The following is a 24,756-nucleotide window of genomic DNA, read 5'->3' on the forward strand; positions in this document are numbered from 1 at the left end:
GTGGTTCCGCAATGCGGACGGCAGCCTGGGCCAGGACAAACTGGTGGACGTGGACGACCAGAAAACCCTGTCCACCGGGGTCCGCGCCAGCGAGTACTACCTGTGCTCGAAGGAAACCAAAAAACCCTGCGTGATCGACCCGGCGCCCTACAAGGTCGGCGACAAAATCGTCATGCTCGCTTCGTTCATTGAACCGATCATGCTCAACGGCGCCTTCCAGGGCATCGTCGGCGCCGACCTGTCGGTGAACTTCATCCAGGAAATGCTCCTGGGCGCCAACCAGAAGTTGTACAGCGGCGCCGGGGAGATGGCCCTGATCGGCGGCAACGGCCGGATCGTGGCCTACACCAAGGACCCGAGCAAATTCGGTGAAAAGGTCAGCGACATCCTCGACAGCCAGCAGATTGCCAACATGGCCAATCTCAAGCGCGGCGAAGTCACCTACAGCGTCGACAAGACCCAGGGCCGGATCGAGTTGTACCTGCCGTTCGGCATCGGCCAGACCGACGCCCGCTGGACCCTGATGCTGCAACTGCCACTCAACGCGGTGATGGCCGACCTGCAAACGCTGCAGGCTGACCTGAACACCCAGCGCAAGTCCGACACCTTCGGCATGGCCATGGTCGGCCTGCTGATTGCCGGTCTAGGCTTGCTGGTGATCTGGCTGGTGGGCCATGGCATTGCTCGTCCGCTCAAGCAAATGGTGGCCATGCTTGACGACATCGCTCAGGGCGAAGGCGATCTGACCCGCCGCCTGACCAGCGATCGCTCCGACGAACTGGGCTCGATCGCCAAGGGCTTCAACACCTTCCTGGCCAAATTGCAGGCGATGATCACCCAGGTGGTGACGTCGGTGCAGAGTGTCAGCGATTCCTCGGAACACACCGCCGACATCGCCATCCGCACCAATATGGGTGTGCACAAGCAAATGGCCGAGATCGATCAAGTGGCCACGGCGGTACAGGAAATGACCGCCACAGCCCAGGACGTGGCGCGCAACGCGACCCAGGCCGCGCAAGCCGCGAGCCATGCCGACCAGGCGGCCAGCCAGGGCATGGAAATCGTGCGTGACACGTCCAATTCCATCGGCGCCCTTGCGGTGGAAATCGGCCGTGCGGTAACGGTGGTGCAAACCCTGGCCAAGGACAGCGAGAACATTAACGCCATCCTCACGGCGATCCGCGGAATCGCCGAGCAGACCAACCTGTTGGCCCTGAACGCAGCCATCGAAGCGGCGCGGGCCGGTGAACAGGGTCGCGGCTTTGCCGTTGTCGCCGATGAAGTGCGCAACCTGGCGCAGAAAACCCAGAAGGCCACCGAAGAAATCCAGACCATGATCCAGCAGTTGCAACAAGGCACGCGGGACGTGGTGCGGGTGATGGAGGACAGCCAGAACCGCACGGACGAAAGCGTGCAGCACGCGGCCAAAGCGGCGCAGGCACTGGAAACCATTACCCAGGCCGTGTCGGTGATCAACGACATGAACACCCAGATCGCCAGCGCCGCCGAGGAACAAAGTGCGGTGGCCGACGATATCAACCGCAACGTGATCAATATCGGGCAAGTGGCCAATGAAGTGGCCGGGGGTGCCGATGAGTCCAGCGCGGCCAGCGCCGGCCTGACCAAACTGGCCGAGCAGCAGCGGCGGTTGATCAATCAGTTCAAGGTCTGATCCAGAGGCCTCCTTCGCGAGCAAGCCCGCTCCCACATTGGCTCTATGTTGGACTGTGAGAGTGGGCTTGCTCGCGAAGGGGCCTTAACAGGCACAGGGTCAACCCGGGGTCAGGCACTCGGGCCCATTGAGCTTCGGATCATTGACCATGTTCGCCAGCACCCGCTCGCGCAATGCGGCAGGTTCACTGGCCAACAGGGCTTGCAAGGCATACAGCGGTGTTTCGGGATCGAGCCAGGCCGCCTGCCCCGCCGCGTCCAGAATCAACGGTCGACGCTGACTGGCCGCCGGCTGGGTGATGACTGCTGTGCTCAGCCACACCTGTTCCTGCACCGGATACGCCTCCCAGATGGCTGCGAAAAACAGCGACGAACCTTCCCCCGGCGTCAGCCAGTAAGGGCGTTTGCGCGTGGTGCCGCGCCATTCGTAGAACCCGTTGGCCGGCAACAGGCACCGGCGCAGGCGCAGGGCTTCGCGGAACATGGGCTGCTCGGCCACGGTTTCGGCGCGGGCGTGGGCCGGGGTGCGGGACAGGTCAGTCAGCCACGGCGGCGTCAGCCCCCAGCGCGCACGGGCCAACTCGCGCTGGCCGTCTTCGCCGGCACGCAGGATCAACACCGAATCATTGGGGGAAATGTTCCACTGGGCCTGCTGATCGGCGGGGAAACCGGGCAGTGCCGCGAAGGCGGGGTTCCAGCGAAACAGGGCATAACGTCCACACATGGGGCAGCACGACTCTTGATCAAACGAACGACCAGCCTAACAGACCAGCGTGCCGGGAAAGCTCTCAGGTTCATCACCGGGGAGCGGCAGGGCGGCATTGTACGCACTGATCAGCTCGCGGGCGTATTCAGCCTGGTCGTTATCCACCGCCAGGCCCAGCAAGCCGAAAATCGGCAACTCGCCGCTGGCACCCACCAGATCGCGCCCGACCAGATGCGCCTCGATGCCTTCGCTGGCGAGCATGCCCTGCAGCAATTCGCCTTCCATCAGGTTTTCCGGTTCGTAGATTCGCCGCATAGTCGCCTTCAATCGTTCTCGCTGAACACTTCCAGGTGCCATTCCTCGCCGTGAACCTGCAACACGAACGTTATCGGCCGGCAGCACACCTGACAGTCTTCAATATAGGTCTGGTCCCCTGCGGACAGGTCCAGCGTGGTCTCGACCTGTTCACCACAATACGGACATTCATAATCTGCATTTTCCAGCATCGCGGTCTCCCGGGTGACTTGTGCGTATAATCGCCGGTCTATTTGCAGGGCTATTTTCGTCTGGCTACTTTTCAGACCGTACCCCGCCGGTTTTCGATCAAAACCTTTACTTACCCTAGCCGTTTCCAACAAGAGAGCATGATGGGCGAATTCGATGCCATCCGACCTTACGACGACAGCGAAGTCCCAGCGGTGCTGGCAAGGCTGCTCGGCGACAAGGCGTTTCTAGATATCCTCACCCACTTCCGCTTCCCGCGTTTCGCCGGCGCCCTGGGCTGGGCGCTCAAACCTCTTATAGCTCATCGACTGCGCCGTGAGTTCGCCGGCATCAGCTCGGTGGCCACTTTGCAGGACAAAGTCGAGCATTACGTCGATCACACTATCGAGCGCGCCACGGACGGGGTGACCTACACCGGCGTCGAGCAGTTCAAGTCCGGCAGTGCTTACCTGTTCATCGCCAACCACCGCGACATCGTGATGGACCCGGCCTTCGTCAACTACGCCGTGTACCACGCCGGCCTGCCGACCCCGCGCATCGCCATCGGCGACAACCTGCTGCAAAAGCCCTTCGTCAGCGACCTGATGCGCCTGAACAAGAGCTTCATCGTGCACCGTTCGATCACCGGCCGTCGCGAGAAAATGGCGGCCTATCAGTTGCTTTCGGCCTACATCAACCATTCGATCCGCAACGATTGCGCATCCATCTGGATCGCCCAGGCCGAAGGCCGGGCCAAGGACGGCGACGACCGTACCGAATCGGCGATTCTCAAGATGTTCCACATGAGCCGCAAGGACGAGCCGTTCGGCGAAGTCATTCGTTCGCTGAACCTGACGCCGGTGTCGATCAGCTACGAGTACGACCCCTGCGACCAGGCCAAGGCCCGCGAACTGTACATCCGCGCCACCACCGGCACCTACACCAAGGCGCCGGGCGAGGATGACGTGAGCATCGCCAAGGGCATCACGGGCTACAAAGGCCGGGTGCACGTAAACTTTGCCGCGCCGATCACCGAGTTGTTCGAAGACACCAAGCAATTGGCGATCGAGATGGACAAGCAGATTCTGGGCGGTTATCGCCTGTTTCCCGTGCATTACCTGGCTTACGCCCAGTGGCAGGACGCCGACCCGCAATTGCAGGTGCCAAGCGCCGGCGAACTGTTCCCGGCCGATGAACTGGCCAAGGCGCAGGCGCAATGGCAGGAACGCCTGGACGCCTGCCCTGAAGAGCATCGCCCGTTCCTGGTGCTGCAATATGCGATGCCGGTGCGTAATCAGTATCGGGTGAAGGCGGGGTTGTCGCTTTAACCGCCGCAAAACCGGAGCGGCAACCTGTGGTGAAGGGATTTATCCTCTCACCACAAAAGCTCCCTCGCCACGAGGCTCTTGTCGGGTTCAGAACTTGGTGCTGAACCAGGACACCAACAGCGCCAGCCCCATGCAGGCAAAGCCGAAGCTGTAGAAAAACCGGTTCATGCGCAGGGTCGCCCAGTCCAGGGTCGGCTCATCGCTGGCCTGGCTTTGGCGTTGCGCAGCGATGGCGCGCTGTTCGCGGCGTCGGGTGGCGTGCAGCAACCAGCCACCCGGAAAGGTCAGGAGCAAGGCCAGCAGGTTGATCAATTTGGCGGGATGGGCGGTTAACAGCGTCATCAAATGCAGCGACATCACGGGCCTCAGGCAGAACGGGTAAAGCAGACGCCGGACCGACGACCGCGGCGCGATTCTACCGAATGCCTCCTTGCCTGCCCTCCCTTTCCGACAATTAACGAAGCAATCGACCGATGGTTGTCCTGCGTCACGGCTTCGTCATCTGATTGCGCCAGTCTGTCGCCCCTCGAAACCGACACGGACTGCGTCATGCTCCACGCCGAAAACCAGGATCGCCTCTACCTCATCGCACACAGCGATGAACAACAAACCCTCGTCGGCAGCCTTGCCTTCAATGTCCAGGATCGTCACTGGCTGGTGTACTGCGCACTGGGCGGTCATCAACATGCGGATTTGCCGGAAGCGGATTTGCTGACAGGCGTGAGCGTGCTGGACTTCTACTCCCAAGCCGCCTGACACCGTAAAACCTGTAGGAGCGAGCTAGCTCGCGATGGGGCATCAGATGCCCCGCGTCATCGTTGACGACCATCGCGAGCAGGCTCGCCCCTGCAGGAGGCACAAAAAAGCCCGGGGCCATCGCTGGCACCGGGCTTTTTTTGCAGCTGGCGAACGCTTATTCGCCGAGGATCTGACCCACTGTCGGGTCCTTGAACAGACGGGTCAGGGCATCGCTCAACACATCACTGACCAGTTTGGTATTGGTTTCCTGGTTCGGCGCCATGCCGAAACGCTGGTCCAGGGAGGCGCCGTAACGGCCGCTGTAACGACGGTTGGCGTTTTGCACGTCAGAGCGGAAGGTCGCGCCGATGGTGGCTTCGGTCACGTACATGCCTTCTTTGGGCGACTGATACTTCAGCTCGGCCAGGGTCACGGTCAATTGCGGGGCGCTCGCCGCATTAGTGGTCGGGGTAAAGCCCAACAGGCGTACGGCGGCTTCGGCCTGGGCCTGCAACTTCGGCAGGATCTGCGCCCCCTGCACGGTGATCGCGCTGGTCTCCGGGTACAGGCCGCCACGGGTGCCCAGGGTTGGCGACGCACGACCGTCCACCACGCGCACCACCACCGGCTGACCATGGCCGACCGGGGCCAGTTGCGCCGTCAGCTTGGGTTCCGGGTTCAGTTGTTGCGGACTGTGGGCGCAGCCGACCAGCGTCAGGCTGGTTACAGTGATCAAACCGAACAACAGGCGTTGCAACATGCTCTTCTCTCCAGAATCAGGCACAAGGCCGGCAGTATAGCGGTGCGCCACCGCGGCTAACTAGCGTCTGGCAGCTATTACTGAATTCTCTGACACATCCGGTGCGAGGCGGTTCCTGTCACAGTTTTTTCACCCGCCCTTCACCGGCACGTCACGACAGGCTGACAACCTTGGCGGCAATTACCCAAAAGGTCATTTGCCATGCGCTTTCTCATCTCTTTGTTCGCGCCACGTCCGTTGCATCGCTGCTTCGCCCTGCTCGACCACAAGGGCCATTGCCAGGCATTCAAACAGTGCAGTCTGCAGCCCATGGGCGATGGCTGGGTCGAAATCGAGGAAATCCGCCTCAACTGGCTGCATCAGCCCCTGCCTGCCAGCGCCCGCGTGGTCCCGCGCCCGGCTCGCTCCCGTGTACGGCAACTGCTGACCACCTGACCGGACGCCTAATAAAAGTCGTTAAACACACCCATTTCCCTGCGTTTCTTAGATACAATCTCCCCCCGATTATAAGGACGTCTCCTGATCGGGCCTCGCAGCATCGTCAATGTTCCGGTATTGCTCCGAATTTGACACCCCGCACTGCCCACAGAGAGCCGCCCACACAGATCGAGTGAAGCTGGCGCGCTTGCTGTTCCTTTGGCAAAAACCCGCTTTTCACGAATCTGCAGAGCTGTCATTCCGCTCGGTCACTGAGCTGTTTTGCCCGATTTTCCCGCCATGCATCACTGGCGGCCAATCATCCGGGCACGGTGCCAGGCTGGGACAGCCCTTTTTTGAGGTTCACGTCTTCAAAAGAGCGTGAAAAAAACGGGTTTTCACAACTTCACAAGAGTGTGGCGAGCAAATGAATAGTTTTGCGTCTGAATATGCACCATTAGCGTCTACAACAGCCCGACGACACAGGACCGAGTACACCTCGTATACCGGAGCCTGAAGCCTGTCCGCTACGGATTTGGTTGCACAAACGGATGTATCGACCATAAGTCGAATTGCCAGCAGCGCGTCGAAATGAGTTCATGGAGCTCTGATCAGACCCGGCAGGCAGCGTCCGTCGAAGTTGCAAAAAATTGCGAAGATTCGGACATGGCGATCCTGCCATGAATTCCCAGGGGCCACACTGACACGCCCCGGAACGCCTGGCAGCCATGCCGTCAATTTGGTGCTGCAGATTTTGGAGACGCGTTAAATGGCGCATAACGAAGCAGTCGACGTAGTACTGGTAGGGGCCGGCATCATGAGTGCCACCCTCGCAGTGCTGCTCAAAGAGCTCGACCCCGCGATCAAGCTGGAAGTCGTCGAGCTGATGGATTCCGGTGCCGCGGAGAGTTCCAACCCGTGGAACAACGCCGGTACCGGTCACGCCGGCCTGTGCGAGCTCAACTACACGCCGCAGGCTGCCGATGGCACCGTCGACATCAAGAAAGCCGTGCACATCAACACCCAGTTCGAGGTGTCGAAGCAGTTCTGGTCGTACCTGACCAAAAAAGGCACGTTCGGCTCGTGCAAGTCGTTCATCAGCCCGGTGCCACACCTGAGCTTCGTCCAGGGTGACAGTGGTGTTTCCTTCCTCAAGTCGCGTTTCAACGTGCTGAGCAAGCACCACGCCTTCGCCGACATGGAATACACCGAAGACAAGGCCAAGATGGCCGAGTGGATGCCGCTGATGATGCCGGGACGTTCGGCTGATGAAGTGCTCGCCGCCACCCGCGTGATCAATGGTACCGACGTCAATTTCGGCGCGCTGACCAATCAGTTGCTCAAGCACCTGACCAGCGCACCCGATGCCCAGGTCAAGTACTGCAAGCGCGTGACCGGCCTGAAGCGCAACAATGGCGGCTGGACCGTCAGCATCAAGGACGTCAACAGCGGCAGCAGCCGTGAAGTCGATGCCAAATTCGTGTTCCTGGGCGCTGGCGGCGCGGCCTTGCCGCTGCTGCAAGCATCGGGCATCGAAGAGAGCAAAGGCTTTGGCGGCTTCCCGATCAGCGGCCAGTGGCTGCGTTGCGACAACCCTGAAGTGGTCAAGCATCACCAGGCCAAGGTCTACAGCCAGGCGGCCGTGGGTTCGCCACCGATGTCCGTGCCGCACCTGGACACCCGCGTGGTCGATGGCAAGAAGTCCCTGCTGTTCGGGCCATACGCCGGTTTCACCACCAAGTTCCTCAAGCACGGCTCCTTCATGGACCTGCCGATGTCGGTTCGCGCCGGCAACATCGGGCCGATGCTGGCCGTGGCGAAAAATAACATGGACCTGACCAAATACCTGGTCAGCGAAGTGATGCAATCGATGGAGCAGCGCCTGGACTCCCTGCGCCGCTTCTACCCCGAAGCCAAAGCCGAAGACTGGCGCCTGGAAGTGGCCGGCCAACGGGTGCAGATCATCAAGAAAGACCCGAAAAAAGGCGGCGTGCTGCAGTTCGGCACCGAGCTGGTCGCGGCCAAGGACGGCTCACTTGCCGCTCTGCTGGGCGCTTCCCCGGGTGCATCGGTGACGGTTTCGATCATGCTCGAGCTGATCGAAAAATGCTTCCCGGGCAAGGCCAAGGGTGAATGGGCTGCCAAACTGGCGGAAATCTTCCCGGCTCGCGAGAAGGTGCTGGAAACCGACGCGGCGCTGTATCGCAAGATCAACGCGCAGAACAACGTGGCACTGGAACTGGTTCAAGCCAGCAGCGAGACCGAAAGCTACGCTTGATTCGACCCCATGAAAAACGCCCCGTCCCTCTCTGAGGGCGGGGCGATTTTTTGTGGCTGTGGATAGTTTGTGGCGAGGGAGCTTGCTCCCGCTGGGCTGCGAAGCGGCCCGAAAATCGAATGATCTACGGTGATTTGTGAATGCTGCGCACTCAAGCGAGAGCAAGCACCCTCGCCACAAATGCCATCAGCCGCGAGCTTTGTTGATCAGCTCGATGTAATCCGGCGCGTTGCGCTGATCCTGGATCAGGGCGATGAAATCATTGCCTTGCTCATCCTTGCCGTCTACGTCGTAACCGGCCTCGACGAAGAACGTCAGGAACCGTTCGAAATCGTCGATACGCAGGCCACGGTAGGCCTTGATCAGTTTGTGCAGGGACGGCGAAGTGGCGTCGACCGGTTCGAAATCGAGAAACAACTTGATCTGCTCGTCGCCGATCTCGTCACCAATCACTTGTTTCTTATCTTTACGCATTGCCGACTCCAGCTCGCAGACATTTCACGGGGCGGGCAGTTTACCCCTGCCCGGGCCCGGCACTCAACGCGGACGAACGCTGCCGGTGTGCAGATCGGCCCACACATGGCCGTTGGCGTAGCTGAGGAACTGGCAATACACCGTGTCGTTGCGCAACAAATCGATGATCACCCGGTACTGCGCCACCGGGTAATACAGTGTCAGGGTCTTGCTCTGGTCGTCGTAGACCGGTTTTTTCAGGCTTTTGCTTTCGCCGTCAAAATTGACCAGCACCTGACTGATCGTCGCGCCCTTGTTCAGGGATTTGCCCTTGAGGCGGATCGACAGCGGCGACGTGACCGGAATTGGCTGCTGATTGGACTGGCGCTGGCTGCCGACCACCACCGAATATTCGGTGACTTGCAGCAGTTGCTGCTGTTCCGGTTCGGCATCACGCAGGGTCAGGTCATCGGGGGGCAGGAATTGCGCGTGCATCGGCGCCGGGGCAGCGGCCAGGGGCAGGCTAAGGGTGAGCAAAAGGGCGGCGCAGCTGCGGATCAACAGACTCATGAAAAGCTCCGAGGGTGAACGCGTCCCCCTGTAGGAGCGAGCATGCTCGCGATGGTCGTCAACGATGACGCGGGTAACCAGGTGCCCCGCCGTGGCCTTGGGTTCATCGCGAGCATGCTCGCTCCTACAGGGGGAGATAAGGGATCAATCGAACTGCGCGCGCATCCACGCTTGATAGTCAGCCACGCCAGGTTCGCCTTCACGGGGCGCCCAGTCAGCCAGCTCGCCTTCGCCCACCGGACGATAAGGCCCTGCCTTGCATTCGAACATCAGGCTGTCGGCTTCCAGCACCACCAGGCCGTGGAACACACCGGTCGGCAAATCCACGCCGACACAGTCGCCGCCCGCCTGCAAGATCCGCTTGTTCACCACTGCGCCAGCTTCGTCGAAAATCAACAATCCCAGCCGCCCCTTGAGCACCAGCAAGGTCTCTGCCTTGTTGTCGCCCAGGTGGCGATGAGGCGGGATGTAGGTGCTCGGTTGCAGGCCCACCGCCATGCGGTGGCAGGCATCTTCCATCTGGTGGAAGTTGTGATGCTGGCGTCCACGCGGGTTGACCCCGGCTTTCTCGGCCAATTCAGTGAACAGCGTTTGATCAAGAAAGCTCGGTGTGGCCATTGCTTACATTCCTTTAACGGCGAAAATCCCGTTGGCGTTGCGCCAGTAGCCTTTGTAGTCCATGCCGTAGCCGAAGATGTAGCGGTCGATGCACGGCAGACCGACGAAATCGGCCTTCAGGTCCGGACGCGCCTTGCGGTCGTGGTCCTTGTCGATCAGCACGGCGGTGTGCACTTTGCGCGCGCCGGCGTGTTTGCAGAAATCGATGATCGCGCCCAGGGTGTGACCTTCATCGAGGATGTCGTCGATGATCAGTACGTCACGGTCAATGAACGACACTTCCGGCTTGGCTTTCCAGAACAGCTCGCCACCGCTGGTTTCGTTGCGGTAACGAGTGGCGTGCAGGTAGGACGCCTCCAACGGGAATTGCAGATGAGTGAGCAGTTTGCCGGCGAAGATCAGGCCGCCGTTCATCACGCAGAACACCACCGGATTGGTGTCCGCCATCTGTTCGTTGATGTGCGCACCGACGCGGGCGATGGCCGCCTCGACTTCAGCTTCGGTGTACAGGCAGTCAGCCTCTCGCATGATTTGACGGATATGCTCGAGATCAGCGGACATGGCGCTCTCCAAGGGGTGGGGTATTCAGGAAAAGCGGGCAAAGGTACGCATCCCGCACGGTCAGATCAAGCGTTTGTGGACTAACGTACTGTATGTCTATAGGACAACACCCTCGGATAGATTAATCTAGGCCGGTTTTTTTGCCCGCCGCCGGAGCCTTTCCCATGCCCATCCTCGAGATCCGCCATCCGCTGATCCGTCACAAACTCGGCCTTATGCGCCGCGCAGACATCAGCACCAAGAATTTCCGTGAGCTCGCTCAGGAAGTCGGCGCCCTGTTGACCTATGAAGCCACCAAAGACCTGCCGCTGGAAGCCTACGATATCGAAGGTTGGTGCGGCACCGTGTCGGTGGAAAAAATCGCCGGCAAGAAAATCACTGTCGTCCCGATCCTGCGCGCCGGCATCGGCATGCTCGAAGGCGTGCTCAGCCTGATCCCGGGCGCCAAGGTCAGCGCCGTGGGCGTGGCCCGCAACGAGGAGACCCTCGAAGCCCACACCTACCTGGAAAAACTGGTACCGGAAATCAACGAACGCCTGGCCATGATCATCGACCCGATGCTCGCCACCGGCGGCTCGATGGTCGCCACCATCGACCTGCTGAAAAAAGCCGGCTGCCGGGACATCCGCGCCATGGTGCTGGTCGCAGCACCTGAAGGCATCGCTGCCGTCGAGAAAGCTCACCCGGACGTGAAAATCTACACCGCTTCCATTGATCAGAAACTGAACGAGCACGGTTACATCATCCCGGGCCTGGGCGATGCCGGTGACAAGATCTTCGGCACCAAGCAGAAGGACGCGTGACCATGCAGGATGAGTTCAACGATCCGCTCTGGCGCACGGTGCTGTCTGGCGCACAGATGCTGTTCGTGGCCTTCGGCGCCCTGGTGTTGATGCCGCTGATTACCGGCCTTGACCCGAACGTGGCGCTGTTTACCGCAGGTCTGGGGACGATTCTGTTCCAGATCGTCACCGGACGTCAGGTGCCGGTGTTCCTGGCGTCGAGCTTTGCCTTCATCACCCCGATCATTCTCGCCAAGGGCCAGTTCGGCCTGGCCGCGACCATGGGCGGCGTGATGGCGGCCGGTTTCGTCTACACCTTCCTGGGCCTGGCCGTGAAGATCAAAGGCACCGGTTTCATCGACCGTTTGCTGCCGCCCGTGGTGATCGGCCCGGTGATCATTTCCATCGGCCTGGCCATGGCACCGATTGCCGCCAACATGGCGATGGGCAAGGCCGGCGACGGCTCTGAGCTGATTCACTACCAGACGGCGATGATGATCTCTATGCCGGCACTGCTGACCACCCTGATCGTCGCGGTATTCGGCAAGGGCATCTTCCGCCTGGTGCCGATCATTTCCGGCGTGCTGGTGGGTTTTGGCATGTCGTTCTATTTCGGCGTGGTCGATACGGCGAAGATTGCTGCCGCACCCTGGTTCGCGATCCCGGCCTTCACCGCACCCGAGTTCAACTGGCAGGCGATCCTGTTCATCGTTCCGGTGGCCCTGGCCCCGGCCATCGAGCACATCGGCGGCGTGATTGCCGTGGGTAGCGTGACCGGTCGCGATTACCTGAAGAAGCCCGGCCTGCATCGCACCCTGCTCGGCGATGGCATTGCCACCACCGCCGCCGGCCTGTTCGGCGGACCACCGAACACCACCTACGCCGAAGTGACCGGCGCGGTGATGCTGACCAAGAACTACAACCCGAAAATCATGACCTGGGCGGCGATCTTCGCCATCAGTTTGGCGTTCATCGGCAAATTCGGTGCGCTGCTGCAAAGCATTCCGGTGCCGGTGATGGGCGGGATTCTGTGCCTGTTGTTCGGGTCGATTGCGGCGGTAGGCATGAACACGCTGATTCGCCACAAGATCGACCTGGGCGAAGCGCGCAACCTGGTGATCGTCTCGGTGACCCTGGTGTTCGGCATTGGCGGCGTGCTGGTCGGCACCGGGACCGGTCCGGACGACTTCGGCCTCAAAGGCATCGCGCTGTGCGCGGTGGTGGCGATTGCGCTCAACCTGATCCTGCCGGGCAATGACAGCTGGAAGCACAAGAAGGCGGATGAGCCGCTGATCTAAGCGAGCCTCTGGATCGCTATCGCGGGCAAGCCTCGCTCCTACGGGATCTGTGTCGTTCCTCAATAAGGGGATCGACACAGGACTTGTAGGAGCGAGGCTTGCCCGCGAGGCTTTTAAAGCATCAACGGCGCTCGCTCGCACAAGACACTCAACGCATGGGCCCAGCGCGGGTCGTCGTTGAGGCACGGCACCAGCACCAATTCCTCTCCTCCCGCTTCGCGGAACTGCTCTTTGCCGCGATCACCAATCTCTTCCAGCGTTTCGATGCAATCGGCGACGAAGGCCGGGCACATCACCAACAGTTTCTTCACGCCCATTGCCGCCAACTCGTCCAGGCGAGTCTCGGTGTAGGGCTCGATCCACTTCGCCCGCCCCAGACGCGACTGGAACGACACCGACCACTTGCCGTCCGGCAACCCCATGCGCTCGGCAAACGCCTGCGCCGTACGCAGGCATTGCGCCCGATAGCACGTAGCCAACACCTGCGGCGAGGCGTTCTTGCAGCAGTCTTCATTTCTCAGGCAATGCTGGCCGCTCGGGTCGACCTTCTTGAGGTGTCGCTCCGGCAAGCCGTGGAAGCTCAGCAGCAGGTGATCGTAGTCCTGTTGCAGGTGAGGCTTGGCCGTCGCCACCAAGGCATCGAGGTATTCGGGCTGATCGTAGAACGGCTGCAGCACCGACAGTTGCACATCGAGGTGCTTGTCGCGCAGTACCCGCCTGGCTTCTTCGATCACCGTGGTGGTGGTGCTGTCGGCGAACTGTGGATAAAGCGGCGCCAGGGTGATGCGCTTGTGGCCCTGGGCGACCAGGCGCAGCAGCGACGTCTCGATGGACGGCTCGCCGTAGCGCATCGCCAGCGCCACCGGGCCGTGGTGCCACTGGGCAGTCATGGCCTGTTGCAGACGTTGGCTGAGCACCACCAGCGGCGAGCCCTCCGCCCACCAGATCGAGGCATAGGCATGGGCCGACTGCTCGGGCCGCTTGATCAGGATCAACGACACCAAAAGACGCCGCACCGGCCATGGCAGGTCGATCACGTAGGGGTCCATCAGAAACTGATTGAGGTAGCGGCGTACGTCCGCCACCGAAGTGGAGGCCGGTGAGCCCAGGTTGACCAGGAGCAACGCGTGATCGGTCATGCAACGTCCTATTTCAGAGGCGGCTGGACAGGTCGTCCAAGGCCGCACGCAAATCAGTGAACTGGAAAGTGAAACCCGCTTCAAGCAAACGCGCCGGCATGGCTCGCTGCCCCCCCAGCAACAGCAACGACATTTCGCCCAACCCGACCTTCAACGCAAAGGCCGGCATCGGCATGAACGCCGGGCGATGCAACACACTGCCCAGGGTCTTGGCGAACTCGCGATTGCGTACCGGTTTCGGCGCACAGGCATTATAGGGACCGCGGGCTTCCTGGCGATGCAGAAGAAAATCAATCAGGGCGATTTGATCGTTGATATGGACCCACGGCATCCACTGCCGGCCATTGCCGATCGGCCCGCCCAGCCCCAATTTGAACGGCAGCAACAGCCGCGACAAAAAGCCGCCTTCGGCGGACAGCACCAGCCCCGTGCGCACGAGCACCACACGAATGCCCATCGCTTCGGCACGTTGAGCGGTTTCTTCCCAGGCGATGCACAACTGGCTGGCGAAATCATCGATCACCGGTGGCGAATCTTCAGTGAGCTCGCGCTCGCCCCCGTCGCCGTACCACCCCACGGCAGAGCCGGAAAGCAAGACCTGGGGCTTTTGCGCTCGGGTTTCGAGCCAGGCCAGCAGGGTTTCGGTCAGGGCGATGCGACTGCTCCACAGCAAGGCCTTGCGTTTATGAGTCCACGGGCGATCAGCGATCGGGGCGCCGGCGAGGTTGACGATGGCATCGACGGGGTCCGGCCCCATCTCCTCCAGCCGTGCGATTGCCCGCACCTGGGCACCACAGATTCTGGCCACTTTCGCAGGTTCGCGGCTCCACACGGTCAGGCGATGTCCCTGGGTCAACCAGTGTCGACACAGCTGGCGCCCTATCAAACCAGTACCGCCGGTCAGCAATATGTGCATGACGTCTTCCTCGCGTGGCGTTTAACCCTGATCACTAGTCTATTTTTATAAGCAAGGGATCTTTGATATCGGGCAGTGTCTGTGTTTAACAATAGGCCAAGCTGTCTGAACGATAAGGCTAAAAGTTGTACCAAAAAACAATATTGTACAGGTTTTAACCACGGCGTAGTCTGTACAGAAAGGTAAACGAGGCCCTTATGACTGTACCTATCGCAATCATCGGCACCGGCATTGCCGGGCTCTCAGCCGCCCAGGCCCTGACCGACAAGGGGCATGTCGTGCAGCTTTTCGATAAAAGCCGCGGCAGTGGCGGCCGCATGTCGAGCAAGCGCAGCGATGCGGGGGCCCTGGACATGGGGGCGCAATATTTCACGGCCCGTGACCGGCGCTTCGTCACCGAAGTGCAGCGCTGGCAAGCCAACGGCTGGGTTGCCGAATGGACACCGCAGCTGTACACCTTCCACGGCGGCCGGCTCGATCTGTCGCCGGACGAGCAGACGCGCTGGGTCGGCACCCCACGCATGAGCGCCATCACCCGCGCCTTGCTCGGCGACCTCGAAGTGCATTTCGCCTGCCGGATCACTGAGGTCTATCGCGGCGAAGAACACTGGCATCTGCAGGACGCTGAAGGCTTTACCCATGGGCCCTTCAGCCATGTGGTCATTGCCACGCCGGCCCCGCAGGCCACCGCCCTGCTGGCCTCGGCACCCAAACTCGCCGGTGCCGCCGCCGGGGTCAAAATGGACCCGACCTGGGCCGTCGCCCTCGCCTTCGAAACACCGCTGGATACCCCGATGGAGGGCTGCTTCGTGCAAGACAGCCCACTGGACTGGCTGGCGCGCAACCGCAGTAAACCCGGGCGCGACAACACCCTGGACACCTGGGTCCTGCATGCCACCAGTGCCTGGAGCCGCCAGCACATCGACCTGCCCAAGGAAGCAGTGATCGAACAATTGCACGGCGCCTTCGCCGAGCTATTGCACAGCGCCATGCCCGCACCGACCTTCAGCCTCGCCCACCGCTGGCTTTACGCTCGTCCCAGCAGCAGCCACGAATGGGGCACCCTGGCCGATGCCGACCTGGGCCTGTACGCCTGCGGCGACTGGTGCCTGTCGGGGCGCGTGGAAGGCGCCTGGCTCAGCGGCCAGGAAGCGGCGCGCCGACTGCATGAGCACTTGCAGTGAACCGCCTCAATCCGAACAAATTGCTGCTGTCGAAGTGGACAGCAGCTCGCCCGCTCAACCGCGAAAAACACTTTCTGGTGACCGAGCTGTTGCGCGACGAGGAAGGCACGGTTCGCCAAGTCGAGTTGCAAGCGGTGCTGACCCGGCGCACTGAACGCTTTGCCTGGCAAACCCTGCAGGACAGCGCGACTTGGCGCACAGGCTGGCACTAGCCCTTGTGGGAGCGGGCTTGCTCGCGAAGACTTATCACGACTCGCCACCTCATTCGACTGATACCCCGCCTTCGCGAGCAACCCCGCTCCCACAGGGAATCATCACCGCGCGCAAAACCTGTACAAAGAATTTGACTTGTACACCTTTGAATCTATGATGAACCTAAGTTGTACAGATTTAATAATCTGTACAGGTTTTTGATTCCGAGGTGCTCCGATGCTGCCACTCGCCCCCAAACCGAAAATCGCCATCAGCGCCTGCCTGATGGGCGCCGAGGTGCGCTTCAACGGCGGGCACAAGGCCTCACGGCTGTGCAGCCATGTCCTGACCGATTACTTCGACTTCGTCCAGGTTTGCCCGGAAGTCGCCATTGGGATGGGCATTCCGCGTGAACCGATCCGGCTGGTGGGCGATACCGATCGGCCCGAGGCGGTCGGCACGGTCAATCCCCTGCTCAATGTCACCGGACAGTTGGCGCAGTACGGACAGCAAATGGCCGCCCAACTGGATGATATCTGCGGCTACATCTTCATGCAGAAGTCACCGTCCTGCGGCCTGGAGCGGGTCAAGGTCTACCACGCCAACGGCGCGCCGCAGGACGGCGGCGGTCAGGGTATCTACGCCCGGGCGTTTTGCGCGCAGCATCCAGACTTGCCGGTGGAAGAAGACGGCCGTCTCAATGACCCGGTGCTGCGGGAAAATTTCCTCACCCGCGTCTTCGCCTACCACGCCTGGCAGCAACTGCTGCAGCAAGGCCTGAGCCGTCGCGGGCTCACGGAATTTCATTCGCGGTACAAGTATTTGCTGATGGCCCACAACCCGGTGCAATACAAAGCCCTGGGCAATCTGCTGGGCAACATGGGCCGCACCGATCCGCAGGAACTCGGGCCACGCTATTTCAGCCAACTGATGGCCGCGCTGAAAAAATGCGCCACGCGCCGCACCCACACCAATGTCTTGCAGCACATCAGCGGTTACCTGAAACAGGCCATCAGTGCCGAGGATAAAGAGGAAGTGCAGCACGTCATCGGCCAGTACCGCCACGGCATCGTGCCGCTGGTGGTGCCGCTGACGCTGCTCAAGCATCACTTTCGCCAGCACCCGGACCCTTACATCGCGCAGCAGGTTTACCTGCAACCGCATCCGGAAAATCTCAGCCTGCGAAACGCCATCTGATGAAAGCCCAACCTGACACCAGCGCCAGCGAAGACTTCGGCAGCGACTTCAAAAAAGCCCTCGATGACGGCTGGCTGCCCATTCGCGAAGTCGCCCGGCAAACCGGGGTCAATGCCATCACCCTGCGTGCCTGGGAACGGCGCTATGGCCTGATCGTGCCGCAGCGCACGCCCAAGGGGCATCGGTTGTTTAGCGCCGAGCATGTGCAACGCATCCTGACAATCCTCACCTGGCTCAACCGTGGCGTTGCCGTCAGCCAGGTCAAGCAACTGCTCGATGCCCCCCAGGCCACGGCAGAAGTCGTGGAAAACGACTGGCATCGGCTGCGCCAGACCTTGATGCAAGCGGTGACGCAACTGGCCGAGCGCACGCTGGACGATACTGTCAATCAAACCATGGCGCTGTACCCGCCGCGCACCCTGTGCGAGCAACTGTTGCTGCCGTTGCTGGCCGATCTGGAGCAACGCTGGCAAGGCCAGTTTGGCGCGCAGATGGAGCGGGTGTTTTTCTATTCCTGGCTGCGCAGCAAATTCGGCGCGCGCATCTACCATAACAACCGGCAGTTGCGCACTTCGCCCCTGTTGCTGATCAATCATTCGGACTTGCCGCTCGAGCCGCACCTGTGGCTGACCGCATGGCTGATCAGCAGCGCCGATTGTCCGGTGGAAGTGTTCGACTGGCCGCTGCCCGTCGGCGAACTGGCGCTGGCGGTGGAGCATCTGCAGGCCCGGGGCGTACTGCTGTATTCCAGCAAAGCCATGAACCTGCCGCAGTTGACGAAAACCTTGAACGGCGTCAACGGCCCGAAAATCATCGTCGGACCAACGGTGTGCATCCACCACGCCGAGTTGTCCGCCAAAACATCCGTGATTGCTGATCTGTCCCTGGCCGAAGACCCGTTATCGGCTCATCAGGACCTGGTCCAGCGCGGACTCATCTGAATGAACAGTGCGAACGCTCCCATGCAATTGATCTGGCTGCGCAGCGACCTGCGCCTGCACGACAACACCGCCCTCTCGGCTGCCGCAGCCCGAGGCCCCTGCGTGGCCGTGTACCTGCTGAGCCCGCAACAGTGGCAGGCGCATGACGACGCCGCGTGCAAAGTGGATTTCTGGTTGCGTAACCTCCCGCCGTTGAGTGGCGCGCTGAGCGAACTGAACATTCCCCTGCTGATCCGCAACGCACCTCGCTGGGATGACGCGCCGACGGTTCTCCTTGATCTATGCCAGCAATTGAAAATCGACGCAGTGCACGTCAACGACGAGTACGGCATTCACGAAAGCCGTCGTGATGCGGCGGTACGCGAGGTGCTGAAAACTCACGGCATCGGGTTCCACAGTTATCTCGACCAACTGCTGTTCGCCCCCGGCACCGTCCTGACCAAATCCGGCAGCTACTTTCAAGTGTTCAGCCAGTTCCGCAAAGTGTGCTACGAACGCCTGCATCGCTCCCTGCCAAATCTGGTCAGCACGCCCATGGCGCAAGCGCCGCTGGGCATCGACAACGACGACATACCTTCGAGCGTCGACGGGTTCGTAACGCCGACCCAGAACCTGCGAGACCTCTGGCCTGCCGGTGAAGCCGAAGCGCAGCGCCGCCTCGACAGCTTTGCCGACGCGCAGATCGACTACTACAAGAACGAACGGGACTTTCCGGCCAAACCCGGCACCAGCCAGCTCTCGACCTACCTGGCGGCCGGGGTGATTTCGCCGCGCCAGTGCCTGCACGCGGCCCTGCAAAGCAATCAGGGCGAGTTCGAAAGCGGCAAGGTCGGCGCGGTGACCTGGATCAACGAACTGCTGTGGCGCGAGTTCTACAAACACATTCTGGTCGGTTACCCGCGAGTGTCTCGCCACCGCGCCTTTCGCCCGGAGACCGAAGCCCTGGCCTGGCGCCATGCCCCCGAAGAACTGGCTGCCTGGCAACAAGCGCGCACCGGCTTGCCGATCATCGATGCGGCCATGCGCCAACTTCTGGAAACCGGCTGGATGCACAACCGCCTGCGCATGGTGGTGGCGATGTTCCTGACCAAGAATCTGCTGATCGACTGGCGCGAAGGCGAACGCTTTTTCATGCGCCACCTGATCGATGGCGACCTGGCCGCGAACAACGGCGGCTGGCAGTGGAGTTCCTCCACCGGCACCGATTCGGCGCCGTACTTCCGGATTTTCAACCCGCTGAGCCAATCGGAAAAATTCGACCCCGAAGGGATATTCATCAAGCACTGGCTGCCGGAACTGGCGGCGCTGAACAAAAAAGACGTGCACAACCCGGCGAACCTGGGTGGCCTGTTCGGGGTGGCGGATTACCCCTCGCCGATCGTCAATCTCAGCACCTCCCGCACGCGGGCACTGGCGGCGTTCAAAAACCTGCCATCGCGACATGCGGATGCCGGAGGTGACCGTGAGTGATTTTCTTCGGCGCTTCGCCCGGCAATTTGCAGGCCTGGACAAAGACAACCTTCAACGCCTGAACGAGCTGTACACCGCTGACGTGCACTTCACTGACCCGCTGCATGACGTGCAGGGCCTGGAGCAGTTGCGCGACTACTTCGGTGAACTGTACGCCAACGTCAGCGAGCTGCATTTCGAGTTTCACGGCTTCGACCAGGTCGCTGAAGGCGAAGGTTATCTGCGCTGGGTCATGAGCTACCGTCATCCCCGACTGGCCAACGGGCGGGTGATCCGCGTCGACGGCTGCTCACACCTGCACTGGCGCGACAAGGTTTATTGGCACCGCGACTACTTCGACGCCGGGGCCCTGCTCTACGAACATTTACCCGTATTGGGCCGGGCAATCGCCTGGCTGAAAAGGAGAATGGGATGAGTTTTACATCTCCACGGCGCTATTGGCTGACCGGCGCCAGCAGTGGCATCGGGGCGGCACTGGCCGAAGAAATACTGAAAACCGGCGCCCACCTGGCCGTCAGTGCACGCTCGGTGGCGCCACTCAAAGTGCTGTCGCAGCGTTACCCCGGTCAAGTACTGGTGGTCCCCGGCGACTTGACCAACAGCCAGACCGTGCGCGAAATCGGTGAGCAAATCGCTGAAGTCTGGGGCTCGCTCGATACCGTGATCCTCAATGCCGGCACCTGTGAATACGTGGATGTCCAGCAGTTCGACGCTTCGATCATCGAACACGTGGTACGCACCAATCTACTGGCCAGCAGTTACTGCATCGAAGCGGCCCTGCCGCTGTTGCGGGCAGGGCTTGCACCGCATCTGGTGGGCGTCGCCAGTTCGGTGACCTACCTGCCACTGCCCAGGGCCGAGGCCTACGGCGCGTCGAAAGCCGGGCTGCGCTACCTGTTCGAGTCGTTGCGCATTGACCTGGCGCCGGAAGGCATCGAAGTGACTGTGGTCAGCCCGGGCTTTGTCGACACCCCGTTGACCGCGAAAAACGATTTCCCGATGCCGCTGAGCTGGCCGGTGGGCAAAGCCGCGCGACACATCTTCGCCAAGCTCCAGCATCGTCCATTGGAGATCGCTTTCCCGGCCCTGTTCATGGCCGCGCTCTGGCCACTGTCGAAAATGCCCAACCGGGTCAAGCTCGCCATCGGCAAACGCATGGTACGCAGCAATCCACCCATCAAGGATTCGCCGTGAATATCGCCATCATCGGCAGCGGCATTTCGGGGCTGACCTGCGCTTACCTGCTTAACCGCAACCACGAGATCACACTCTTCGAGGCCGGTGACCGGGTCGGCGGCCACACCCATACCGTGGAGGTGACCGTCGATGGCCAGCGCCATGCCGTGGACACCGGTTTCATTGTGTTCAACGATTGGACCTACCCGAATTTCATCCGTTTGCTGAGCCAGATCGGCGTCGGCTTCAAGCCGACGCAAATGAGCTTTTCGGTCACCGACCCGGACAGCGGCCTGGAGTACAACGGCAACAATTTAAACAGCCTCTTCGCTCAGCGTCGCAACCTGTTTTCGCCAGGTTTCTGGGGCATGCTGCGCGATATCCTGCGGTTCAACAAACAGGCTCAGGCCGACCTCGCCGAAGGCCGGATCAGCGCCGATACCACCCTGGACCAGTACCTGAAGGCCGGGGGTTATGGCGAACGCTTCATCCTGCATTACATCGTGCCCATGGGTGCAGCAATCTGGTCGATGTCCATGGCCGACATGCTGGGGTTTCCGCTGCAAGGCTTTGTCCGTTTTTTCAAGAATCACGGTTTGCTGTCGGTCAACCATCGCCCGCAATGGTGCGTGATCGAGGGTGGATCGAGCGCGTACATCGCGCCGTTGACCGCCGGTTTCAAAGACCGGATCCGCCTCAACTGCCCGGTGACACAGGTAGAACGCGACGAAGACGGCGTCGTTATCCACAGCGCCGCTGGCAGTGAGCGCTTCGACAAGGTTGTGTTCGCCTGCCACAGCGATCAGGCACTGGCCCTGCTGACCAAGCCCAGTGCCGCCGAACAATCGATCCTCGGCGCCCTGCCCTACGCCGACAACGAAGTGGTGCTGCATAGCGACACCCGCCTGCTGCCCTCCAACAGGCTCGCGTGGGCCAGCTGGAATTATCGCCTCGGCGGTGCCGGCCACACGCGGACTGCGGTGACGTACAACATGAACATCCTGCAAGGGATCCAGAGTGATACCACGTTTTGCGTCAGCCTCAATCAAAGCGCCGGCATCGAGCCTTCCCGAGTGCTCGGCCGGTTCACCTATGCCCATCCGCAGTACAGCCTGAGCACCGTGGCCGCCCAGCAACGCTGGGAAGAATTGAACGGGGCGCAACACAGCTTTTATTGCGGCGCTTACTGGGCCAACGGCTTCCATGAAGATGGCGTGGTCAGCGCGCTGCGCGTTGCCCGATCGTTCGGTGAAGCGCTGTGAACAGTGCCCTCTACAGCGGCTGGATCGCACATCGGCGGTTCTCGCCGAAAAACCACCAGTTCCGTTACAGAATCGGTTTGCTGTACCTGGATCTGGCGGAGCAGGACGCCGTGCTGGCGCTGTCGCCGCTGTCGGGCAGGCGCCGTTTCTCGCCGTTTTCGTTCCGCGAAAGCGACTATCTCAAGGCCTTCACCGCCAACGGCATGCGCTTGAGCGATGCGGTGCGCGAACAGGTGTGCCTGGGGATCGGTCATGCTCCGCAAGGTTCGATCTGCCTGCTGACACAGCCCCGCAGTTGGGGCCTGGCGTTCAACCCGGTCAGTTTTTTCTATTGCTACGAAGCCGACGGCCAATTGGCGGCGATCCTCGCCGAAGTGACCAATACCCCGTGGCGCGAGCGCTATCACTACGTGTTGCCGGCCAGAACACCGCAGGACCTGCGCGACTTTCATCAACATTTCGCCGTCGCCAAGGCCTTTCATGTCTCGCCGTTTTTGCCTCGGGATCTTGAACACCGGATGAGCTTCAGCCCCGCCGCGCAATCGCTCGGTGTGCACATGGCTGACTGGCAGGGCGAGCTGAAATTGTTCGACGCCACGCTCAACCTCAAACGCGAAGCCCTCGATCGCAGCAGCCTGCACCGTTATCTACGGCGTTTTCCGTGGATGACCGCAAAAACCTGCCTGGCTATTTATTGGCAAGCCCTGCGCCTGCTGATCAAACGCGTGCCCATTTTTAACCATCAGGCTGCCGATGGCAGCTTCCAGACCGCCATCGTTCCGCCCAAGGATCGCCGCCATGAAATCCTCTAGTGTCTTGGCCAAAGCCAGCTTATTGAATGCCAACGGCCTGACCGGATCGCTGTTGCGCCGCGGCGTACTGCGCCAACTCGCGCACCTTGAACACGGTCAACTGGTGATTGTCGACGAGGGCGAACGCCATGTGTTCGGCACGGCCGGCAGTCATTTGTTGGGGGAGATCCATATCCACGACGCGGCAGCCTGGGGACTGGTGGCGAGCAATGGCTCGATCGGCGCCGGCGAGGCTTATATTCACGGCTACTGGAGCTCGCCGGACCTGACGGCGGTGATCCGGGTTTTCGTCAGCAATCTGGATGTACTGGATGCGCTGGAAGGTGGCCTGGCCAAACTCGGTCGGCCGTTCGTCCGGGCCCTGCACTGGCTCAACCGCAACACCCGTGCGGGTTCGCAGAAAAACATCGCCGCCCACTACGATCTGGGCAATGAGTTGTTCGAACAGTTTCTGGACCCGACCATGATGTATTCGGCCGCGCAATTCATGAGCCCCGAAGACAGCCTCGAACAGGCGCAGTTGAACAAGCTGCAACGTATCTGCCAGAAGCTCGACCTCAAACCCAGCGATCATTTGCTGGAAATCGGCACGGGTTGGGGCAGCATGGCGCTGTACGCGGCGCAGCATTACGGCTGCCAGGTCACCACCACCACGCTCTCCAGGGAGCAGCATGCCTACACCGCGCAACGGATCCAAGCCCTGGGGCTGCAAGACCAGGTCACGCTGTTGCTCAAGGATTACCGCGATCTGAGCGGCCAATACGACAAACTGGTGTCGATCGAGATGATCGAAGCGGTAGGTCATCGCTTTCTGCCCACCTACTTCAAGCAATGCGCGCATTTGCTCAAGAGCAACGGATTGATGCTGTTGCAGGCCATCACCATTCGCGAGCAGCGCTACGAACAGGCCAGGCGCAGCGTCGATTTCATCCAGCGCTACATCTTCCCCGGCGGCGCCTTGCCCTGTGTGCAAAAGATGCTGGAGATCGTCAGCCGCGACACCGACATGAACCTGTTGCACATGGAGGACTTCGGCCTGCATTACGCGCGCACCCTGCGCCTGTGGCATGTGAATTTTCGCCGTGCCCAGGTTCGCCTGGGCGAATTGGGGTACGACGAGCAATTCCTGAGGTTGTGGGAGTTTTACCTGTGTTACTGCGAAGGGGGCTTTCTGGAACGCAGCATCGGTACCGCGCAGCTGTTGCTGGCCAAACCGGCAGCGATCACCGCCCCCTTGCTCGGCCGCTTCGATGCTTGAACGGCTGGCCAATGCCGCGCTGTTTCAGCTTGGCTGGTTCGTTTGCGTGATCGCAGGCAACAGCCTGTGGCTGTGGGTGCCACTGGCGGCACTGGTGATTCATCTGCTGTGGATAAGCAGTTGGGCCGAGGAAGGTAGGTTGATACTCAGCGTGGTGATCGTCGGCACGTCCGTCGACAGCCTGCTGCGCTGGCTGGGGGTATTCGACTTCAGCGATAACTCACCCCTGATTCCGCTCTGGTTGATGCTGCTGTGGGCGCTGCTGGCAACCACCCTGCGCCATTGCCTGGTGTGGACGGCCAGGCCCTGGTGGCGGGCCAGTGTGCTGGGCGCGGCAGGCGGCCCGCTGTCATATTACGCCGGCGGACAGTTGGCCGGGGTGCAGTTCCCCTACGGCCAGTTACCGACGCTGGTCGGGATCGCACTGCTGTGGGCGCTGCTGTTTCCGCTTCTGCATGCCATGGCATTGCGATTGGCTGGCGATGCGCATGAGTGAACATCCCGTCCGGCCTTTCCCACAGCCTCGGCCGTCTGCCTTACACTGCG

General features: G+C 61.1%; 29 protein-coding genes and 1 pseudogene. 19 read left to right on the forward strand and 11 right to left on the reverse strand.

What is annotated here, in order from left to right:
• Positions 1-619: 619 nt before the first annotated feature.
• Positions 620-817 (forward strand): annotated as a pseudogene (locus tag B0W55_RS31465) (HAMP domain-containing protein); the annotation flags it as partial.
• A gap of 111 nt (positions 818-928) precedes the next feature.
• Positions 929-1,672, forward strand: coding sequence for a methyl-accepting chemotaxis protein (locus B0W55_RS31470; protein WP_371807252.1), 744 nt, complete (start codon positions 929-931; stop codon positions 1,670-1,672).
• A 99-nt stretch (positions 1,673-1,771) separates the two neighbouring features.
• Here B0W55_RS31470 and B0W55_RS05265 read toward each other — a convergent pair whose 3' ends face one another.
• The 3 genes from B0W55_RS05265 to B0W55_RS05275 are packed head-to-tail and all read right to left on the reverse strand — an operon-like array spanning position 1,772 to position 2,883.
• Positions 1,772-2,395: an SOS response-associated peptidase gene (locus B0W55_RS05265; RefSeq protein WP_077044962.1), complete on the reverse strand. Its 624-nt coding sequence runs from the start codon at positions 2,393-2,395 to the stop codon at positions 1,772-1,774.
• A gap of 36 nt (positions 2,396-2,431) precedes the next feature.
• Positions 2,432-2,692: a putative signal transducing protein gene (locus tag B0W55_RS05270; protein ID WP_077044963.1), complete on the reverse strand. Its 261-nt coding sequence runs from the start codon at positions 2,690-2,692 to the stop codon at positions 2,432-2,434.
• 8 nt (positions 2,693-2,700) lie between these two features.
• Positions 2,701-2,883, reverse strand: coding sequence for a CPXCG motif-containing cysteine-rich protein (locus B0W55_RS05275; protein WP_077044964.1), 183 nt, complete (start codon positions 2,881-2,883; stop codon positions 2,701-2,703).
• Positions 2,884-3,021: 138 nt separating this feature from the next.
• On the opposite strand from B0W55_RS05275, the gene B0W55_RS05280 reads away from it, so the two are divergent.
• Positions 3,022-4,188: a 1-acyl-sn-glycerol-3-phosphate acyltransferase gene (locus tag B0W55_RS05280; protein ID WP_077044965.1), complete on the forward strand. Its 1,167-nt coding sequence runs from the start codon at positions 3,022-3,024 to the stop codon at positions 4,186-4,188.
• An 87-nt stretch (positions 4,189-4,275) separates the two neighbouring features.
• Here B0W55_RS05280 and B0W55_RS05285 read toward each other — a convergent pair whose 3' ends face one another.
• Positions 4,276-4,545 (reverse strand): hypothetical protein, encoded by a 270-nt coding sequence (locus tag B0W55_RS05285; RefSeq protein WP_077044966.1) that lies wholly within the window; start codon positions 4,543-4,545, stop codon positions 4,276-4,278.
• Between the two features lie 192 nt (positions 4,546-4,737).
• On the opposite strand from B0W55_RS05285, the gene B0W55_RS05290 reads away from it, so the two are divergent.
• A complete protein-coding gene (locus B0W55_RS05290; RefSeq protein ID WP_077044967.1) occupies positions 4,738-4,944 on the forward strand; it encodes a hypothetical protein in 207 nt (68 codons plus the stop codon).
• 157 nt (positions 4,945-5,101) lie between these two features.
• On the opposite strand, the gene B0W55_RS05295 is transcribed toward B0W55_RS05290, so the two are convergent.
• Entirely contained in the window at positions 5,102-5,686 is a 585-nt protein-coding gene (locus B0W55_RS05295; protein ID WP_077044968.1) for a YajG family lipoprotein, read from the reverse strand.
• A gap of 201 nt (positions 5,687-5,887) precedes the next feature.
• On the opposite strand from B0W55_RS05295, the gene B0W55_RS05300 reads away from it, so the two are divergent.
• Together B0W55_RS05300 and mqo are read left to right on the forward strand one after the other, a co-directional pair.
• Positions 5,888-6,121, forward strand: a complete 234-nt coding sequence (locus tag B0W55_RS05300; RefSeq protein ID WP_077044969.1) for a hypothetical protein — start codon at positions 5,888-5,890, stop codon at positions 6,119-6,121.
• 751 nt (positions 6,122-6,872) lie between these two features.
• Entirely contained in the window at positions 6,873-8,381 is a 1,509-nt protein-coding gene (mqo, locus tag B0W55_RS05305) for a malate dehydrogenase (quinone) (RefSeq protein WP_077044970.1), read from the forward strand.
• Positions 8,382-8,567: 186 nt separating this feature from the next.
• On the opposite strand, the gene B0W55_RS05310 is transcribed toward mqo, so the two are convergent.
• The 4 genes from B0W55_RS05310 to B0W55_RS05325 form a co-directional block, all read right to left on the reverse strand.
• Positions 8,568-8,855, reverse strand: a complete 288-nt coding sequence (locus B0W55_RS05310; protein WP_077044971.1) for a PA4642 family protein — start codon at positions 8,853-8,855, stop codon at positions 8,568-8,570.
• A 63-nt stretch (positions 8,856-8,918) separates the two neighbouring features.
• Positions 8,919-9,404 (reverse strand): hypothetical protein, encoded by a 486-nt coding sequence (locus B0W55_RS05315; RefSeq protein ID WP_077044972.1) that lies wholly within the window; start codon positions 9,402-9,404, stop codon positions 8,919-8,921.
• Positions 9,405-9,548: 144 nt separating this feature from the next.
• Entirely contained in the window at positions 9,549-10,022 is a 474-nt protein-coding gene (locus B0W55_RS05320) for a WbuC family cupin fold metalloprotein (protein WP_077044973.1), read from the reverse strand.
• Positions 10,023-10,025: 3 nt separating this feature from the next.
• Positions 10,026-10,583 (reverse strand): hypoxanthine-guanine phosphoribosyltransferase, encoded by a 558-nt coding sequence (locus B0W55_RS05325; RefSeq protein WP_077044974.1) that lies wholly within the window; start codon positions 10,581-10,583, stop codon positions 10,026-10,028.
• 164 nt (positions 10,584-10,747) lie between these two features.
• Between B0W55_RS05325 and upp the strand changes: the two genes are divergently transcribed.
• Both upp and B0W55_RS05335 read left to right on the forward strand, forming a co-directional pair.
• Positions 10,748-11,386, forward strand: coding sequence for a uracil phosphoribosyltransferase (gene upp / locus B0W55_RS05330; RefSeq protein WP_077044975.1), 639 nt, complete (start codon positions 10,748-10,750; stop codon positions 11,384-11,386).
• Between the two features lie 2 nt (positions 11,387-11,388).
• Complete coding sequence (locus tag B0W55_RS05335) at positions 11,389-12,663, forward strand: uracil-xanthine permease family protein (RefSeq protein WP_077044976.1); 1,275 nt, start codon at positions 11,389-11,391, stop codon at positions 12,661-12,663.
• Between the two features lie 113 nt (positions 12,664-12,776).
• Here the strand turns inward: B0W55_RS05335 and hemH are convergent, their stop codons facing one another.
• Complete coding sequence (gene hemH / locus B0W55_RS05340) at positions 12,777-13,802, reverse strand: ferrochelatase (protein WP_077044977.1); 1,026 nt, start codon at positions 13,800-13,802, stop codon at positions 12,777-12,779.
• Positions 13,803-13,815: 13 nt separating this feature from the next.
• A complete protein-coding gene (locus tag B0W55_RS05345; RefSeq protein ID WP_077044978.1) occupies positions 13,816-14,718 on the reverse strand; it encodes a TIGR01777 family oxidoreductase in 903 nt (300 codons plus the stop codon).
• A 197-nt stretch (positions 14,719-14,915) separates the two neighbouring features.
• On the opposite strand from B0W55_RS05345, the gene B0W55_RS05350 reads away from it, so the two are divergent.
• The 11 genes from B0W55_RS05350 (at position 14,916) to B0W55_RS05400 (ending at position 24,706) form a co-directional block, all read left to right on the forward strand.
• A complete protein-coding gene (locus B0W55_RS05350; RefSeq protein ID WP_077044979.1) occupies positions 14,916-15,902 on the forward strand; it encodes an NAD(P)/FAD-dependent oxidoreductase in 987 nt (328 codons plus the stop codon).
• Positions 15,899-16,114 (forward strand): TIGR02450 family Trp-rich protein, encoded by a 216-nt coding sequence (locus B0W55_RS05355; RefSeq protein ID WP_077044980.1) that lies wholly within the window; start codon positions 15,899-15,901, stop codon positions 16,112-16,114. Before B0W55_RS05350 ends, B0W55_RS05355 begins: the two co-directional genes overlap by 4 nt.
• 217 nt (positions 16,115-16,331) lie before the next feature.
• Positions 16,332-17,291, forward strand: a complete 960-nt coding sequence (locus B0W55_RS05360) for a DUF523 and DUF1722 domain-containing protein (RefSeq protein ID WP_077044981.1) — start codon at positions 16,332-16,334, stop codon at positions 17,289-17,291.
• Entirely contained in the window at positions 17,291-18,232 is a 942-nt protein-coding gene (locus B0W55_RS05365) for a MerR family transcriptional regulator (protein ID WP_077044982.1), read from the forward strand. The genes B0W55_RS05360 and B0W55_RS05365 overlap by 1 nt, the downstream gene beginning before the upstream one ends.
• A gap of 21 nt (positions 18,233-18,253) precedes the next feature.
• A complete protein-coding gene (gene phrB / locus B0W55_RS05370; RefSeq protein WP_175645470.1) occupies positions 18,254-19,702 on the forward strand; it encodes a deoxyribodipyrimidine photo-lyase in 1,449 nt (482 codons plus the stop codon).
• The gene (locus B0W55_RS05375) at positions 19,695-20,117 is read left to right on the forward strand and encodes a nuclear transport factor 2 family protein (protein WP_077044984.1); all 423 of its coding nucleotides are present in this window, start codon (positions 19,695-19,697) and stop codon (positions 20,115-20,117) included. Before phrB ends, B0W55_RS05375 begins: the two co-directional genes overlap by 8 nt.
• Positions 20,114-20,896, forward strand: coding sequence for an SDR family oxidoreductase (locus B0W55_RS05380; protein WP_077044985.1), 783 nt, complete (start codon positions 20,114-20,116; stop codon positions 20,894-20,896). The genes B0W55_RS05375 and B0W55_RS05380 overlap by 4 nt, the downstream gene beginning before the upstream one ends.
• Positions 20,893-22,140: an NAD(P)/FAD-dependent oxidoreductase gene (locus tag B0W55_RS05385; RefSeq protein ID WP_077044986.1), complete on the forward strand. Its 1,248-nt coding sequence runs from the start codon at positions 20,893-20,895 to the stop codon at positions 22,138-22,140. The genes B0W55_RS05380 and B0W55_RS05385 overlap by 4 nt, the downstream gene beginning before the upstream one ends.
• Entirely contained in the window at positions 22,137-22,952 is an 816-nt protein-coding gene (locus B0W55_RS05390; protein ID WP_077044987.1) for a DUF1365 domain-containing protein, read from the forward strand. The genes B0W55_RS05385 and B0W55_RS05390 overlap by 4 nt, the downstream gene beginning before the upstream one ends.
• Positions 22,939-24,210, forward strand: coding sequence for a cyclopropane-fatty-acyl-phospholipid synthase family protein (locus B0W55_RS05395; protein WP_077044988.1), 1,272 nt, complete (start codon positions 22,939-22,941; stop codon positions 24,208-24,210). The genes B0W55_RS05390 and B0W55_RS05395 overlap by 14 nt, the downstream gene beginning before the upstream one ends.
• Positions 24,203-24,706: a DUF2878 domain-containing protein gene (locus B0W55_RS05400; RefSeq protein WP_077044989.1), complete on the forward strand. Its 504-nt coding sequence runs from the start codon at positions 24,203-24,205 to the stop codon at positions 24,704-24,706. Before B0W55_RS05395 ends, B0W55_RS05400 begins: the two co-directional genes overlap by 8 nt.
• Positions 24,707-24,756 lie beyond the last annotated feature (50 nt).

It is taken from the genome of Pseudomonas sp. KK4 (assembly GCF_001984065.1).
Taxonomy (GTDB): domain Bacteria; phylum Pseudomonadota; class Gammaproteobacteria; order Pseudomonadales; family Pseudomonadaceae; genus Aquipseudomonas.